This window comes from Flagellimonas sp. S3867, from assembly GCF_014698935.1.
Taxonomy (GTDB): Bacteria; Bacteroidota; Bacteroidia; order Flavobacteriales; family Flavobacteriaceae; genus Flagellimonas.
Genome location: NZ_JACVMN010000002.1, coordinates 118,485 through 135,973 on the forward strand (window position 1 = coordinate 118,485; position 17,489 = coordinate 135,973).

The 17,489-nt window shown below is 39.8% G+C and carries 15 protein-coding genes; 9 read left to right on the top strand and 6 right to left on the bottom strand.

Annotation, left to right across the window (positions count from 1 at the left end):
- Positions 1–21 precede the first annotated feature (21 nt).
- The 4 genes from groL to IAG46_RS08250 all read left to right on the top strand — a co-directional run bounded on the left by groL (position 22) and on the right by IAG46_RS08250 (position 6,776).
- Complete coding sequence (gene groL / locus IAG46_RS08235) at positions 22–1,656, top strand: chaperonin GroEL (RefSeq protein ID WP_190809878.1); 1,635 nt, start codon at positions 22–24, stop codon at positions 1,654–1,656.
- 182 nt (positions 1,657–1,838) lie between these two features.
- Positions 1,839–3,035: a glycoside hydrolase family 18 protein gene (locus IAG46_RS08240; RefSeq protein WP_223826630.1), complete on the top strand. Its 1,197-nt coding sequence runs from the start codon at positions 1,839–1,841 to the stop codon at positions 3,033–3,035.
- Between the two features lie 17 nt (positions 3,036–3,052).
- Positions 3,053–5,284, top strand: a complete 2,232-nt coding sequence (locus IAG46_RS08245) for a DUF4838 domain-containing protein (protein ID WP_190809879.1) — start codon at positions 3,053–3,055, stop codon at positions 5,282–5,284.
- A 7-nt stretch (positions 5,285–5,291) separates the two neighbouring features.
- On the top strand, positions 5,292–6,776 hold the full coding sequence (locus IAG46_RS08250; protein ID WP_190809880.1) for an alpha-L-fucosidase: 1,485 nt from the start codon (positions 5,292–5,294) through the stop codon (positions 6,774–6,776).
- 29 nt (positions 6,777–6,805) lie between these two features.
- Here the strand turns inward: IAG46_RS08250 and IAG46_RS08255 are convergent, their stop codons facing one another.
- The 6 genes from IAG46_RS08255 to IAG46_RS08280 form a co-directional block, all read right to left on the bottom strand.
- A complete protein-coding gene (locus tag IAG46_RS08255) occupies positions 6,806–7,876 on the bottom strand; it encodes a DUF3179 domain-containing protein (protein WP_190809881.1) in 1,071 nt (356 codons plus the stop codon).
- A gap of 5 nt (positions 7,877–7,881) precedes the next feature.
- Positions 7,882–8,856 (bottom strand): transporter, encoded by a 975-nt coding sequence (locus IAG46_RS08260; RefSeq protein ID WP_190809882.1) that lies wholly within the window; start codon positions 8,854–8,856, stop codon positions 7,882–7,884.
- A gap of 78 nt (positions 8,857–8,934) precedes the next feature.
- The gene (locus IAG46_RS08265) at positions 8,935–9,651 is read right to left on the bottom strand and encodes a heavy-metal-associated domain-containing protein (RefSeq protein ID WP_190809883.1); all 717 of its coding nucleotides are present in this window, start codon (positions 9,649–9,651) and stop codon (positions 8,935–8,937) included.
- A 5-nt stretch (positions 9,652–9,656) separates the two neighbouring features.
- Positions 9,657–10,013 carry a heavy-metal-associated domain-containing protein gene (locus tag IAG46_RS08270; RefSeq protein ID WP_190809884.1) on the bottom strand — a complete coding sequence of 119 codons (357 nt, stop codon included), beginning with the start codon at positions 10,011–10,013 and terminating at the stop codon, positions 9,657–9,659.
- 19 nt (positions 10,014–10,032) lie between these two features.
- Complete coding sequence (locus IAG46_RS08275) at positions 10,033–12,267, bottom strand: TonB-dependent receptor (RefSeq protein ID WP_190809885.1); 2,235 nt, start codon at positions 12,265–12,267, stop codon at positions 10,033–10,035.
- 79 nt (positions 12,268–12,346) lie between these two features.
- Positions 12,347–12,757: a hypothetical protein gene (locus tag IAG46_RS08280; protein ID WP_368668173.1), complete on the bottom strand. Its 411-nt coding sequence runs from the start codon at positions 12,755–12,757 to the stop codon at positions 12,347–12,349.
- Positions 12,758–12,899: 142 nt separating this feature from the next.
- Here IAG46_RS08280 and IAG46_RS08285 point away from each other — a divergent pair, with 142 nt between their 5' ends.
- The 5 genes from IAG46_RS08285 (at position 12,900) to IAG46_RS08305 (ending at position 17,442) form a co-directional block, all read left to right on the top strand.
- Positions 12,900–13,352, top strand: a complete 453-nt coding sequence (locus IAG46_RS08285; protein WP_190809886.1) for a GAF domain-containing protein — start codon at positions 12,900–12,902, stop codon at positions 13,350–13,352.
- Positions 13,353–13,444: 92 nt separating this feature from the next.
- Complete coding sequence (gene purH / locus IAG46_RS08290) at positions 13,445–14,977, top strand: bifunctional phosphoribosylaminoimidazolecarboxamide formyltransferase/IMP cyclohydrolase (RefSeq protein ID WP_190809887.1); 1,533 nt, start codon at positions 13,445–13,447, stop codon at positions 14,975–14,977.
- Positions 14,978–15,032: 55 nt separating this feature from the next.
- Complete coding sequence (locus IAG46_RS08295) at positions 15,033–16,061, top strand: rod shape-determining protein (protein ID WP_055396723.1); 1,029 nt, start codon at positions 15,033–15,035, stop codon at positions 16,059–16,061.
- 66 nt (positions 16,062–16,127) lie between these two features.
- Positions 16,128–16,943 carry a rod shape-determining protein MreC gene (gene mreC / locus IAG46_RS08300; protein ID WP_190809888.1) on the top strand — a complete coding sequence of 272 codons (816 nt, stop codon included), beginning with the start codon at positions 16,128–16,130 and terminating at the stop codon, positions 16,941–16,943.
- Positions 16,936–17,442, top strand: coding sequence for a rod shape-determining protein MreD (locus IAG46_RS08305; protein WP_190809889.1), 507 nt, complete (start codon positions 16,936–16,938; stop codon positions 17,440–17,442). The genes mreC and IAG46_RS08305 overlap by 8 nt, the downstream gene beginning before the upstream one ends.
- Positions 17,443–17,489: the final 47 nt, after the last annotated feature.

Sequence of the window (17,489 nt, forward strand, 5' to 3'; positions counted from 1 at the left end):
TCAAACATAAAAAATTTAAACATGGCAAAAGATATAAAGTTCGATATAGAAGCACGTGATGGCCTTAAAAAAGGTGTTGATGCCTTGGCCAATGCGGTAAAGGTCACTTTAGGGCCTAAAGGTAGAAACGTAATCATTAGCAAATCTTTCGGAGCACCACAAGTGACCAAAGATGGAGTTACCGTAGCAAAAGAAATCGAATTGGAAGATGCCCTTGAGAACATGGGCGCACAAATGGTAAAGGAAGTTGCTTCCAAAACCAACGATCTTGCAGGTGACGGAACAACAACTGCAACGGTTCTTGCCCAAGCTATCGTAAAAGAAGGGCTGAAAAACGTTGCCGCCGGCGCAAACCCAATGGATCTTAAAAGAGGTATTGACAAAGCAGTTGAGGCTATCGTTGAGAACCTATCCAAGCAATCCAAGAAAGTTGGAGATTCTTCTGAAAAAATCAAACAGGTAGCTGCCATTTCAGCAAATAACGATGGAACCATCGGAGATTTGATTGCCCAAGCTTTTGAAAAAGTAGGCAAAGAAGGTGTAATTACTGTTGAAGAAGCCAAAGGAACAGATACTTATGTTGATGTGGTTGAAGGAATGCAGTTCGACAGAGGTTACCTATCTCCTTACTTTGTTACCGATTCAGAAAAAATGGTTGCTGATCTTGATAACCCATACATCTTGTTATTCGACAAGAAAATCTCTTCCATGAAAGATTTGCTTCCTGTTTTGGAACCAGTTGCGCAATCAGGAAAGCCTTTGTTGATTATTGCCGAAGATGTTGATGGTGAGGCATTGGCCACTTTGGTAGTGAACAAGTTGAGAGGTTCTTTGAAAATTGCAGCAGTAAAAGCTCCAGGTTTTGGCGATAGAAGAAAGGCCATGTTGGAAGACATTGCAATTTTGACCAATGGTACAGTAATTTCTGAAGAAAGAGGATTCTCTTTAGAAACTGCCACGATTGACATGTTAGGGACTACTGAAAGAGTAACTATAGATAAAGACAACACTACCATTGTAAATGGTGCTGGAGTAGCCAAAAACATCAAGGCCCGTGTTAACCAAATCAAATCGCAGATAGAAACTACAACTTCTGACTACGATAAGGAAAAACTGCAAGAACGTTTGGCCAAGTTAGCAGGTGGAGTTGCCGTACTTTATGTTGGTGCTGCCTCTGAAGTTGAAATGAAAGAGAAAAAAGACCGTGTAGATGATGCGCTTCACGCTACAAGAGCAGCTGTAGAAGAAGGTATTGTTGCTGGTGGTGGAGTTGCTTTGGTAAGAGCTATATCTGTTCTTTCAAAAGTGGATACTGTAAATGCCGATGAAGCTACAGGATTACAAATTGTTGCTAAAGCCATTGAGTCTCCTTTACGCACCATAGTTGAAAATGCTGGTGGTGAAGGTTCTGTAGTTGTAGCCAAAATTTTGGATGGAAAAGCCGATTTTGGTTTTGATGCAAAATCGGACAAGTATGTTCAAATGATGAAAGCAGGAATTATAGACCCAACAAAAGTAACCCGTGTTGCTTTGGAAAATGCCGCTTCTGTTTCAGGTATGATCTTGACCACAGAATGTGCGTTGACCGATATTAAAGAAGATGCTCCCGCAATGCCTCCGATGGGAGGTGGTGGCGGAATGCCAGGAATGATGTAATTCCGATAACATAATATTTAGAAAAGGCCCGTGAAGTTTCACGGGCCTTTTTTGTTACCCTTCCTCCAATATTCTTGTTCTCTCCAAATTCGTTGTTTGTACTTTCCCAAATGTCCTCTGTCTAATAGTTTCTGAAGAGCCATTTTTATTGATTAATTTTTATGGTCGATAATTTCTTTCCTATGAAGTACACAAAGTTCTATACCCTGCTTTTCGTTCTGGTTTTGTTCGCCTCATTTAGCAACAATTCAGAAGAACAAAAACCACCTGAATTTACCGTAATGGCCTATTATGTTCCCGAAAGCGATTATAAACCCGAACAATTGCCACTGGAACAGTTGACCCACATAATTTTTTCCTTCACCAAGGTAATAGATGGTGAGATGAAGTTTAAAAACGAAAAAACAGGTGAAAAGCTACGTCAACTAGTTGCCCAGAGAAAAAACCATCCTCATTTAAAAGTGATGATTGCCTGTGGTGGATGGGGAGCCGACGGTTTCTCCGATATGTCGCATACCGAAGAGAATCGAAAGAAATTTGTGCAAAGCGTGATAGAATTCAACAAAAAATATGAATTGGACGGAATTGATATCGATTGGGAATACCCAGCCATTCCGGCGGCCGATACGGGTGCAAGACCTGAGGACAAACAAAATTTTACACTATTGATGAAGGAATTGCGAGAAGCATTGGACGCCCTAGATCGCAAACAAACGTTGACTTTCGCCTCGGCAGGATGGGAACCTTACTATAAAAACATTGAGATTGAAGAGGTCATGAAATATGCCGATTACATGAACGTGATGACCTATGATCAAATCGGTTCCACAGCACCATTTACAGGGCACCATACCGCTCTTGGATTGATTCAGGAAAAAGACGTTCAAGACACCCCTGCATGGAAATATGTAGAAGAAAGAAGAAAAGCTTCGAAAGAAGACCGAGGTGCATATGAACCCCAATCTGCTGAAAAAATTGTGGCCTACTGCATAGAAAAAGGGGTGAAAAAAGAACAGATTATAATAGGTGCTGCCTTTTACGGAAGAGCCTGGAAAGGTGTCCCACCAGAAAATAACGGACTATATCAAATGAATTCAGGAGCACATATTGGCTGGAGCACCTATAAACAGATTCGAGCAGAATTTGAATCGGATAATAACTATAAAAGATATTGGGATCCCGTTGCAAAAGCTCCTTATATCTACAATGCCAAAGACAGTATTTTCATAAGTTATGACGATTCTGTTTCGGTACGCCTTAAAACAGAGTTTGCTATGAAAAAGAAGTTAGGTGGAATAATGTTTTGGCAACTGGGCAACGACACCAAAGAAAAGAACAGCCTCTTAAAATCTATTTACGACGCTTCAACTAAAAAATAGCCAACCAAACTACCATTATGAAAAAGCAAATCCCATTGATTGTATTCCTTTTTGGACTTTGCATGGTTTCCTGTTCGGATAACGGATTGACCCTTGCCCAAAATGGAAAATCGAATTACGAAATTGTTATTCCAGCCAATGCAAGTGAGCAGGGCAACAAATCAGCACAAAATCTGCAGCACTACCTTCAAAAAATGAGCGGTGCTGAATTGGATGTCGTTGGTGAGGACAAGCAAAATATAAAAAAGGGGAAGATATATGTTGGCAATCTTGGAACAGAAAACCTTTTACCCCATGAAATAAGGATAAAAACGGAAAATAATGATCTATTCATTTATGGAGGTTCAGATGCTGCGACCCAAAATGCCGTATATGAGTTTCTTGAAACTTATTTGGACTGTAAGTGGTACGCTCCAGGCGCAGAATCCATTCCATTTTTAAAAACGGTCGCAATAGATGATATAGATCACAGCTACATTCCTGAAATCACTACAAGAACTGTCCATTCTCGACTTTTCTATGAAAACCATGAGTTTGCAGACCAGCAAAAGGTTACCTACGAGGCTTTTCCATATTATGTGCCTGGTGCAAGGGTACATACATTCCATAGATTTATGCCGGAAGAGACTTTTTACAAGGCAAATCCCGAATATTATGCTCTCCGGGATGGCAAAAGATTGCCTACACAGCTGTGCCTGACCAATGAAACAGTTCTTGAGATAGTCAAAGATTCCGTGGCAGCCCATTTTAAGAGAAATCCAAATACTTCTGTAATTTCTGTTAGTCAAGACGATAACCAACAACATTGTCAGTGCGATAATTGCAGTAAAATTGACACAGAAGAGGACAGTCCAGCCGGCACAATGATTCATTTTGTCAACAATGTGGCCAACGCGTTTCCAGAGAAAACCATTTCTACTTTGGCTTATCAGTATACCCGTAAACCGCCAAAAGTACGTCCAGCTTCAAATGTTCTGATTACCCTTTGCTCAATAGAATGCGATAGAAGTGCTCCAATCGCGGAAAAATGCAAAGACTTTGCTGATGATTTAGTTGGATGGGGAAAACTTACGGACAATATTCGAATTTGGGACTACACCACACAGTTCACCAACTTCCTATCTCCATTTCCAAATATCCAAACGTTACAACCAAATATTCATTTATTTAGGGACAACAACGCCAAATGGATTTTTGAACAGCATAGCAATAATCCGAGCGAACTTTTTGAGCTTCGGTCGTACATTACTGCCAAATTGCTTTGGAATCCGGATTTGGATTTTGATGCTTTACTAACCGAATTTACAACAGGCTATTATCATGAAGCCGGTCCTTTCATTAAACAATATGTCGATTTAATTCATTCCAAAATCAAGGAAGATCCAGATTTCTTTCTCTTTTTATATGGAGATCCCTCAGAAGCATTTTCATCTTATTTGAATCCAGATTTGTTGGAAGAATATTCAAAATTGTTCAATCAAGCTGAGAAAGCCGTTGCAAATAAGCCTGATGTTTTGGAAAGGGTAGGAATGGCGCGTTTGGGTGTCGATTATGCCGTTTTGGAAGCCTGCAGAAAGAACCTTACCGAGAACTTTAGCCTAATGACCGTGGATGCTAATTCCAAACAATCCATTAATCCGATGGTGGCTTCGCTACTGGATAATTTCATTAATACAGCACGAAAAAACAATATCACCCTTATGAACGAAATGGGCTTTACCATAAATGAATATGCTTCAAACTATATGTCTGCCTTAAAAATCGCCCAAAAACCAAACAAGGCCAAGGGGAAGAAAGTTGTCAGTTTGACAAAACCGAAAAAATATGCCAATGAAGACCCAATGGTCCTAACTGATAGTGCGCTAGGTGGAAGTAGTTTTTATGCAAACTGGTTGGGATATGAAGGCAATGATATGGAGGTTGTTATTGATCTTGGTGAAACACAAAATATTAGCAGCATTTCAATGGCATTCTTGCAGGTGACCAATCATGTGGTATTTTTTCCTTCCTCCGTTGCCTATTATGGCTCAACGGATAATGTCAATTTCACCAAATTGGGGAATCTAAAAAATCCATCCCCCTTGAACAAAAAGAGCAAAGTAAATGACATACATTACTTTGATCTAAAATTTGAACCAACCGATGTCAACTACATTAAAGTGATGGCCAAAAATACGGAAACTCCTTATTGGCATCATGCCGCAGGGTTACCGTCGTGGGTTTTTGCCGATGAAATCATAATCAATTAAAATAAGAATGAAAATACGCGTACCATTTGTTGCGGCACTATTGATCTGTACAATATTTACGGCCAAAAGTGGATTGTCGCAAGCAGTTTACGAAGATGAACGTTATGTTCCTGAAACTGACCCCTTGGTCTTGAAGAAGTTAGATGAATGGCAAAATCTCAAATTTGGGTTATTAATGCACTGGGGAGCTTATAGCCAGTGGGGTATTGTTGAGTCATGGTCCATATGTCCCGAAGAATATGGTTGGTGCGAACGAAAAAAGGGTTCAAACCCCGATAATTATTTTGCCTATAAGAAAGAATATGAAAATCTTAGAAAAACCTTCAATCCGGTTAAGTTTGACCCAAATAAATGGGCCAAGGCAGCCAAAAATGCTGGTATGAAATATGTGGTTTTCACTACCAAGCACCATGATGGTTTTTCAATGTTCGATTCTAAGTACACAGATTACAAAATTACAGATTCGAAAACTCCTTTTTCTACCCATCCAAAGGCAAATATCACCAAAGAAATTTTTGCCTCGTTCAGGGAGCAAGGTTTATGGGCCGGCGCTTATTTTTCAAAACCTGATTGGCATATGCCCTCCTATTGGGACCCATACTATCCACCACGTGATAGGAATGTAAACTATGAACCTGAGGCAAATCCAGAAAAGTGGCAGGAATATGTAGATTTCACACACAATCAAATATTGGAATTGCTTACGGATTATGGCAATGTAGATATCCTTTGGTTAGATGGTGGATGGGTAGCCAAAAAGCCCAACTCGGCCATTAGTAGTTGGTATGACCGCCAACTTAAAAATAATGAATCTGGTTATTTGAAATATCGAAATATCAATCAAGATATAAAAATGGACGAGTTGGTCAAGAAAGCAAGGGTAAAACAACCTGGTTTGATTGTGGTTGACCGTGCTGTTCACGGGAAAAATCAAAATTATTTGACTCCTGAAAACAGAGTTCCCGAAAAACCTCTACCCTATCCTTGGGAATCCTGTATTATTGCCGGCGGAGGTTGGTCTTATACCTTTAATGCAGAATACATGTCAGGGCGGGAAGCCATACACACTCTTGTTGACATTGTAGCCAAAGGTGGGAATCTATTGTTAAATATTGCTCCAAGTCCTGAGGGCGAATGGGATGAAGGAGCCTACAAATTGCTCGAAGAAATTGGCAAATGGATGGACATAAATAGCGAAGCTATTTACGGTACCCGTGCCATGGCTCCCTACAAATTTGACAATATTTGTGTTACTTCCAAACCGGATGGAACCGTTTATCTTATCTATTTGGTCGATAAAGGGCAAAATTCACTGCCTTCTGAAATCAACTTTTCTGGATTTAAAAGTTCCCGAAATGTAAGGGCAAAATTACTAGAGTCAAATACTCGATTAAAATGTAGTACAACCAAAGATGGGTTAACCATCAAAATACCTGATAACTTAAAATCCAAGCTTTTAAAAACGAATGCTTTCACCATACAATTGAAATAGTGTTCTCCCTATTTCAATAGTTGTTTGTATCAATTGGCAAAAATATCAGTTTCATAAAATGCCGGAACGGAAAACCAATAAGCCATAAAAGAAGCTGGTGTTTTTAAACGTTCTCCCAAACGGGGGCCGGAAACTGCATTTCCGAAGATATCCCATTCGTTGCCCTCATCATCTTGCAACAAAATATCGGAATTCCCATCATGGATATATGTGAACTGCAAAGTGCTGTGGTCCCCAATAGGTTCAAAGGCAACCATAAAGTCCCCATTTCCTACTACCAGATAATTTCTTCCTTTGAATGCATCTGTAATAACATTCTCGGTAGTAAAATCCCCAAAGCGATATACCTTGGCACTCCCATCATTGATTATGGCCAGCACACGCTCTTTGAGCGGTAATCGGTTATCCTTGCTTACAGGGAACAAAAAGAAATCATTGTCCGTACTGTAGTTACCATATGGAGAGGTCCCGTAAGTACGTTGAAAACCTGTGCTTAAGTTCAACACCTGCGAGTTGGGATACATTTGCTTCCATGTTCTCCAGTCCATTTCGACCAACATGGATAAGTTGGCCTTTCTTCCCAACAGATCTCCATTGACCGATTCATTTAAAATTTGGGACCAATTACTTCTTGTCTCCCTGTCGAAGGGAATAAGGTTGGTATTGTACAACAACCCTGATACCCCAAATGTGGTTTCTTTATCATCAATGATTCTACCCCAACCTATTCCAGTTCCAGTTAAAGGACAGTAGGTAATGGCTACAGATTCGTCTCCAATATTGTCATTGACAATTTCATGCCAATCCAAAATAATATGGGGATATCCCCTTACATCATCTCCATTTTTAATTCCAATAATCAAATCATTATTGTCTAAAAAGTCTACACTCGAAGCTTCAGTAAAACTTAGGTTTTGCAAAGAAGGAATCCCGTCTCTGCCTGGACCCCCATCCAATACTTGAACCACTGGGATGCTCCAAAAGTTGTTCATTATAGGATTGACGGTTCTTTGCTCCCCATCGGTGGTCTCATCAACACTGGATGAACTGCAAGAAGCCAAAATCCCAATAGATGTCAGCACTAAAATCCAATTCTTCATTTTTTCTAATTTAAAACTCCAATTTTCTTTTTCTGTAATTTCCATAACAATCCAATCGTAAACCTATTGGTTGGTGTGAGTTGAGTGCCATCGACATAGCTATACAAGGGCAGTTCGAACCGTGATACCAAAACCAAGTTTTGGGAAATATTGGCCGATAACTCGGGTCTTATAAATATCCATTCACCACCTGTGTTGGGAAGGTCGGATTCATCAATTATATCTACTTGTGCTTTGCGGTATTTGATTATCAAACCAGGATTGAAAATGGTATTGAACAACCCAAATTGGTCAGTATACCCCAAATTTACTTGCATTTCATTTCCAAACTCGTATGTGGCAGTATTATTCAAATACTCTTCATTTATGCCGGTTTCCCGATAAGTGAAACTCCCGGATAATGTAGCTGAGGGTCTAAAATTTAACCCCTTGGATATGGAAACCAAGCCAATAAAGTCCCAAGCACCGCTGCCCGGTTGTAAGTCCGCAGTTAATTGTATGCCTTGTGAGGTGGTAAGGTTAGATTTTCCTAAAGGAGCTTTTGCTCCTGCTCCAAAGCTGACGGTGGAGCGCTGTCCCAATAGGTTAGGAAATGCGTATTTCACCAAAAAAACAGCATCTCCAATCCCATTGGTTTCGGTATCGGTTTCATTACCAAACTGAGTTATGGTCCGTAATTGGTTGACCCAGGTAATAAGCGATTCAATAGAAAGGCGGTCAGAGAATGAATATCCAATACTCAATAAAACAGAGTTAGTCACACGCAATCGCGAATCGTCATCCAATTCACTAGAACCCGCATTTAAAGTATTAAGGTTGTTGTAATCATAGCTCAACCCTAAAAGCAACGTTCCCTTGCCATCATTGGGTAAGCCCAAATTATTGGACAAGGGAACTCCGCCAGAACAACAGGTTTGTGAGAAACCCAATTGCCCTAGAAAAAGTGTGGTTAGGACCAAAAACCTCGCAAAGTTTTTCATAGTCGCCCTAGTTCAGTAGGACTTAATATGAATACCTTACAGTTAAATGGAACTTACAACTGTTAAATTTTCAGGCTTTTACATTAAAAGCATCCAAAATGCCATAACCAACATAATTGTATTTTCGATAAAGGTAGCCTCGGTCATAGGAAGATTCAAAGCGGTCCCCAAGCACGCACAGCGAATACTTCGTTTATCCAATAAGGTTTTGGTCACACCAATTGTTGTAATGCCCAAAATAACTACGGTTATAATCAAGGCCATGGTCACTTGAAAGCGCATTAAGAATAGAAGGCCTAGGCCCAATTCCAGAAAGGGGTACACCCAACCATAAGCTGGCAATACTTTTGCCAAGGGGTCGTACATTCTGAAACTTTCGGGAAAACCTTTTAGATCTAAAAATTTGAAAAAACTAAAAACTATATAGAAAAGTCCCATGAAGTCCAACATGGCCTCTCCTAAATTCCAATCTTTATAATTTAATAAGATTGAAGCAGCGAACAGATAGGTAAAAATCAAAAATAATGGGCGCAATTGCGCCCATTTGGATTTTTCTCCCATCATTTCTCCCACAGTAGATACAATCTCTCTTTCTTTTTCATGAATCCCGTATTTGTCGGACAACACAGCGTTAAAATCTTCAATTGGAATATGGCGTTCCATCAAAATTTGCGCAGTAGAAGTTTCTAAATTCACACTCACATCTGAAACACCATCTACTCTTGAGAGTTTTTCTTTTACGGACGCTACGCATCCTTCACAGGTCATTCCTGTGATTGTATACAAATGTTTCATGGTTTTTAATGCTTTTCGCTATCGTCTGTGTTGTCTTCGCGGTATTTGCAACACGGATGAATATCATCATAGGCTTCTTGTGTCGCTTTTAACTCCTTGGTATCATGCCCAGCAGCAACCAAAGCTGTCTTAATTTTCATTGGGTCTGTCTTTCTTTCATCAACAACCAACGATAATTGATGCGAAGGAATATCCCAAAGGGCATATTTAACTCCGGGCACACCCAAGGCAGCTTTTTCAATTCGCATTTTGCACATTTCGCATTTGCCATCAACCTCAAATGCAACTTTTTTGTTTTTGTCTTGTGCAAAACCTATGGTCGATACCAATAGGCACATTAAAATCAAAATTTTATTTTTCATCTTATTTATATTTAAGTTGTTAGGATTTAAATCTAAAACCTGCATACACCATCCGTCCAAAAATTGGGGCATATACAATGGTAGTGTCAAAGTTTGTTCCAAAAGGGTCATTTGACCCCAAAACTGGATTATCTTGTCTAAAATTAGTCAAATTCTCTCCACCCACATAGACTTCAAACTTCTTTGAAAAGACCTTAGTTACTTGGGCGTTCATCAAACTGTATCCTTCGGAAAAATCCCCCAATTGAAAATTAACCGGGTTCGAAGCAGTACTGGGCAATCGCTGTTCCCCAAGAGCATGCAAGGTATAATCGAAGCGCCATTGCGACCCATTTTCTGTAGGAATTGTGTTATAACCAATGTTTGCGAAATACCGGTGTCTGGCCTGTAAAGGTTTTTGTAAAAGTCCAGTTTGATAATCCGTTTTTACATCATAAAATTTATAGGCCGTGCGCAATTCAACATTGGGCAATACTTCGTGGTTTAATTCCACCTGCAGACTATTGGCATAACTTTTTCCATCCAAATTGGAGAAAACAACTTCATCTGGATTTTCCCAGTCCACGACTATTTGATTATCAAAATCGGTGCGGTAAAAATCCAAAGAAAAATTTCCCGGTCTTTCAAACAATGAGAATCCTTGAATAAAGCTTACTCCGTAATTTACCGCTTTCTCAGGGTCAAAACCGTAAACCTCCCCACCATTAGTCTGTAGTTGAATTGTCCTTGAGGAAGCAAAAAGTCGTTGGTTCTCCGCAAAAATATTGGCAGCCCTACGACCAATACCAAAAGACCCCCGTAAACTTCCTTTTTCCCATGGCGTGTAACGGATATGAAATCTCGGCGTAAAGAATGTTCCCAATCGATTGTGGGTATCCAACCGAAGACCTGCTGTAAAGCTCAACTTTTCTAAATTGGAATAGCTGTATTCGAAAAAAGCTCCGGCAGATGTATCGGTACGACTGAATTCTTGACTATTGACCAATTCGTTGTATCCATCATATGCGAAGGTCAAACCAGTTTTGAACTTGCTTTTGGTATTTCCAATAATGGAATTGAACAATAGATTGGTATAGATGCTCTCATGGTCAATATTATAAATGTTGAATCCGTAATAAGAGTCTTGTTTGTGGCTACTATATGACGTCTGAAAACCAAAACTTTGATAGGGCAACTCAGGAAAAACGTATCCTAATTTTACCGAACCATCCAATCGCTCCGTATCAATTTCACTTCCCCATGCATTGGTAGTAAACTTATCAGTATCTGGATTAAAATCGACCTGACCAATCTGCTTTTCATCATTCAAATAGCGAACATTGAAAAAGCTTACCCATCCTTTTTCTGGATCTTGGTATTGCCATCTGTTCATAATGTTGATTTGATTGGCCAGAGGATTGTCCAAAAACCCATCATCATTATTGTCCACCTCAACATCCCTTCGGTTGCCATGGAGGTACAATCCCGTGCTCCATTTATCCGACAGTTTGGTATTTAAGTGGGTGTTCAGTTCCAATCGCCCGTTTAAATTGGCATAACCATTTACGAAAACGGGGACATCTGTAAGCGGTTTTTGTAATTCTGTGTTGATTTGGCCAGAAATACTCTCGTACCCATTTACAACACTACCAGCTCCTTTTGTAATCTGGATGCTTTCTACCCATGTTCCAGGTGTAAAGGTTAAACCATAGGTTTGCGAAGCTCCACGAACCATGGGGATGTTCTCTTGGGTAATCAATAAATAAGGACTGGTAAGACCCAACATCTGTATTTGTTTGGTGCCCGTAAGTGCATCATTGAAATTGACGTCGATAGCTGGATTGGTCTCAAAACTTTCCGACAGGTTACAGCAAGCCGCTTTTAAGAGTTCAGCACTATTCACCGTTATTACATTTTGAGTGGAGAAAAAGGTCTTCTGCACAGCATCGCGTTCTTTTTCCACCACCACCTCATCCAGCTGGTTGGAGGGCACTAACCAATGATGTACCATCTTAGGTTCATTAATGGTCAAGGTATCTGTTTTAAAACCTACAAAACTTATGACCAACTGGTTGTAATCTGTAGAATAGGGAATGCTAAAGGTTCCATTTTCTTTGGTAATCGTCCCTATTTGGGAATTTAACCAGTACACATTGGCTCCGGCAAGACCTATATGCTCGTTTTCTGCATTGGCCTCCATGACCATACCCTCAATTTTATCCTGGGCAGTCAGTAGCATGGGAAGCCAAAAAAGTAGTATTAAAATATGTTTCATTGTATGTATTGAATAATTATTGAAATAAAAATCAGTTCCCGAATCATATGAAACGGGTAAATAACAAATATTCAATACATCAAATCAAGAAGACTTGGTCCAGCACCTGAATGTCCTTGACCAAAATGGGAGGTGGGTATTTTTCATGGGGAACAGGCAGTTTCTCAACTGGGATGAACAAATCAAGATAAGAATGGGCAAAGGCCACCAAAAAAGTTTGGTGCTCCAATTCCAAATCATACCAAGAAAGCTTTAGATCGTCCTGTCCTTTCACTGTGAAAGTTTCATCATCGCAACAATGGTTTTCACCAGCATCCGTTCCCATAGCTGCCATGGCTTCTTCCATACCACAATCATCGGCATGGGCAAAGAACGAGACGTCCATCACTCTTCCCATACACAAATGCTTGTCAACCGTCCACGAAACCGTAGATAGTAACACCATAAGTGCCAAGAAGATAGAACTGATATTGCGAAAAATGTCTTTCACACTGCAAAATTACAATTTATTTGGCTTTGTCTTTATTTCCAGATGATTCCTTAACTAAATTTTAGGCTATCAGAATCGTAATTTTTATCATTTCACACGAACTAAAAAGTCCATTTCAAATACATTTGCAAAAAATAATTCAATGCTCGCATCACTAAAACCTAAGGTGACCACCATCTTATCCAATAACGCTGAAAGTGTGGAAAATCGTCTAGCAGCACTCTGTAATTTACTTAGAGACACTATCGATTACTATGATTGGGTCGGATTTTATTTTAAAAATGGGGATAAGAAAGAGCTGAAGCTGGGTCCGTATGCCGGTGAACCGACTGACCATACCATCATTCCCTTCGGGAAAGGTATTTGTGGACAGGTTGCGGTAAGCAATGAAAACTTTGTAGTACCTGATGTGGCAGCCCAAGACAACTATATCGCATGCAGCATTACTGTAAAAGCTGAAATTGTGGTTCCTCTGTTTAAAAATGGCGAGAACATAGGCCAAATTGATATCGATTCCAACACACCTGACCCCTTTACGGAAGAAGATGAACGTTTTTTGGAATTTGTAAACCAAGAAGTATCACAAATTCTTTAAAACTAGTGTCATTTTGTTGATAACACACTTCAATTTTTAGAGGCAAAAAAATTACTTTTGTGTGCTTAATAATTTGATTTTTAAGACACAAAATGAGCACCACCAAAAAAGCTTCCGCAGCACTTATTTCCGTTTTCCATAAAGACGGATTGGAACCCATCGTTAAAAAATTGGATGAACTTGGCGTAACCTTGTACTCCACAGGTGGAACCGAGAAATTTATCCGTGATTTGGGAATCAATGTTGTTCCAGTTGAAGATGTTACCAGTTATCCTTCCATTTTGGGTGGACGCGTAAAAACCCTTCATCCGAAAGTCTTTGGGGGAATCCTTAATCGTCAAGACAACGAAAGTGATGTAGCCCAAATGGAAGAATTTGAAATCCCACAATTGGACATTGTAATTGTTGATCTCTATCCCTTTGAAAAAACAGTGGCAAGTGGTGCCTCTGAGCAAGATATAATTGAAAAAATAGATATTGGTGGCATTTCTTTGATTCGAGCAGCCGCTAAAAACTACAAAGACGTGCTTTGTGTTTCATCAATGGAAGACTACGAAGACTTTCTAAATGCGATTTCCGAAGGAAATGGCACCACAACTCTTGAAGACCGCAAACGCTTTGCTTCAAAGGCCTTCAACATTTCTTCCCATTATGACACTGCTATCTTTAACTATTTCAATCAAAATCATGATGAGGCAGTATTGAAGATAAGCGAACAAAATGGACAAGTGCTTCGCTATGGAGAAAACCCACATCAAAAAGGGTTTTTCTTTGGAGATTTTGAAGCCATGTTCAACAAGTTGCACGGCAAGGAGCTTTCATACAACAACCTTTTGGACGTTGATGCTGCCGTAAACCTGATGGGCGAATTTAAAAATGATGCCCCAACTTTTGCCATCCTAAAACACAACAACGCTTGCGGATTGGCAACAAGAAGCACCATCAAACAGGCTTATGTAGATGCCCTGGCCGGCGATCCTGTTTCAGCTTTTGGAGGAATATTGATCTCCAATGTTGGAATTGATGCCCCAACGGCTGAGGAAATCCACAAATTGTTTTGCGAAGTGGTCATTGCCCCATCCTATTCCGATGAAGCTTTGGAAATATTAAAAGGCAAAAAGAACCGAATCATTCTGATTCAAAATGAGGTTGCATTACCAGAGACTTTGGTGAGAACATGTTTGAATGGTGTTTTGGTTCAGGATAAAGATTTTAAAACGGATACTGCTGAAGCATTGCAATCGGTAACAGATAAAAAACCCTCTTCAGAAGAAATTGAAGATTTGATTTTTGCTTCCAAATTGTGCAAACACACCAAGAGTAACACCATTGTTTTGGCCAAGAACAAACAACTTTGTGCTAGTGGAACAGGGCAAACTTCAAGAGTAGATGCTTTGAATCAAGCAATTCATAAAGCAAATTCCTTCAATTTTGAGTTGGAAGGTGCCGTTATGGCCAGTGATGCCTTCTTCCCATTCCCTGATTGTGTAGAGATTGCAGACAATGCAGGAATCAAAAGTGTAATCCAACCAGGAGGCTCTATCAAGGATCAATTGAGCATTGATTATTGCAACGAAAATGGATTGGCCATGGTAATGACCGGGACTCGGCATTTTAAGCATTAATTTTAGTACATTAGCCGATAAAATTTACCGTTAATCCGAAAAACCGAAGCTTTTTATGGGATTTTTTGATTTCATGACCGAGGAGATTGCCATTGACCTTGGTACTGCGAACACCCTGATCATTCATTTAGACAAAGTTGTAGTTGACAGCCCATCCATTGTGGCCCGAGATAGAATCTCTGGGAAAATTATTGCAGTGGGAAGGGAAGCCAACATGATGCAGGGAAAGACCCATGAGAACATCAAGACTATCCGACCTTTGAAGGATGGGGTAATTGCCGACTTTGATGCCTCTGAAAAGATGATCAATATGTTCATCAAGAATATTCCTGCATTAAAGAAAAAATGGTTTCCTCCAGCTTTGCGAATGGTCATTTGTATACCTTCAGGAATTACCGAAGTGGAAATGCGAGCCGTTCGCGAATCTGCGGAAAGGGTAAACGGGAAAGAAGTGTATTTGATTCATGAGCCAATGGCCGCGGCAATTGGTATTGGACTGGATATTATGCAGCCCAAAGGAAACATGATTGTTGATATAGGAGGTGGAACAACAGAGATTGCGGTAATTGCCTTGGGTGGAATTGTATGTGACAAATCAGTGAAGATTGCAGGTGATGTATTTACAAACGACATCATTTATTACATGCGTACACAGCACAACCTTTATGTTGGAGAAAGTACAGCAGAGGCCATAAAGATTGAAATAGGTTCTGCTACAGAGGATTTGAAATCCCCTCCAGATGATAAATCAATCCAAGGACGAGATCTTTTAACAGGAAAACCAAAACAGGTTCAAGTTTCGTATCGTGAGATTGCCAAGGCATTGGATAAAAGTATTTTGAGGGTTGAGGATGCCGTTATGGAGACCTTATCACAAACTCCACCAGAGCTGGCGGCTGATATTTACAATACCGGAATTTATCTTGCCGGTGGTGGATCTATGTTGCGGGGATTGGACAGAAGACTCTCCCAAAAAACAGATTTACCGGTCTATATTGCCGAAGATCCTTTGAGGGCAGTTGTTCGTGGTACGGGTATCGCGCTTAAGAATTTGGAGCGATATAAAAGTATATTGATAAAGTAATTCGGTTACCGAAACCGTTTTGGGGGCCATTTGAAAGTTTGCGGACTTTCCTAATGATACGATTGCATGCAGCGCATCATCAATTTTATTCTAAGTTATAGAAATGCTTTTCTCTATGGCTTTCTTATGGTTATTTCTTTGAGTTTGACCGTTCGCTCCCACTCCTACCATCAATCCAAGTTTTTTAACTCTTCCAAATGGTTGACGGGTAATGTTTATGGTATTGCTGCTAATATCTCATCGTATTTTGGATTAAGGGAGGAAAACGAACGACTGGTTCAGGAAAATGAACGATTACGCAAGCTGTTGTTTAATCCGGAACAGGAAATCGCCCAGCCAGTCGACACAACTTCAATCAATTTTGATGTGATCAATGCCAATCTGATAAAAAACAGCTTCGCCTCTCCAAGAAATTACCTTACCATTGACAAGGGCAGAAATCAAGGAGTCACACAAGACATGGGTGTGATCACCACACGAGGGATTCTGGGTATAGTGGAAAATGTTTCCTCAAACTTTGCCACAGTCCAAAGTGTTTTAAATACCAAATCAAGCATAAACGCCAAAATCAAAAACTCTGAACATTTTGGTTCTCTCGAATGGGATGCTGAAGATTACTCGGTAGCACAACTCAAAGACATTCCCAGATTGGTGCCGCTTGTTGTTGGAGACACTATTATCACAGGAGGCATGTCCAGTATTTTCCCTGAGGGAATTCCAATTGGCGTAATTAAAAAATATGACCTCAACACCTCTAAAAGCTTGTACAATATTGATGTGGCACTGTTCAACGATATGGCCAACATCAAGAATGTCTATTTGATCAAGGATAAAAACAGGGAAGAAATTCAAGAACTTGAAGCACTGACCGAGGATGAATAACACAATTTTCTTAAATACGCTTCGCTTTACCTTGCTTGTGCTCACCCAAGTGCTTATTTTCAATACTTTGAATTTTATGGGTTTTATCAATCCATTGGTCTATGTAATTTTCTTTTATTGGTATCCACTAAAAAGCAATAGGGCATTTTTTATGGTAACCTCCTTTTTTTTGGGATTTATAATCGACCTTTTTTCCGATACCCTTGCACTACATTCCATTGCCGCGTTAACAGTTGCATATGCAAGACCGGTAATCATGCGGTTTTGTTTTGGAGTTAATTATGAATTTCAAAATTTCAGTTTTAAGAATACGACCAAAGTACAACGGATTACCTTTTTGGCGCTTTTGATCTTAGTTCATCAAATCGTTTTCTTTTCATTGGAAATTTTAAGTATCTCACACATCCTGTTAATTTTGAAAAAGGTTTTTGCTACGGGAATAGTAACTTTGATACTATGCACGCTTTTTAGTTCACTTTTTAGTCCAAAGAGCGAATAAAAAAGCTGTTGTTTCGTTGAAATACATATGACTCGAATGCGCAAAAT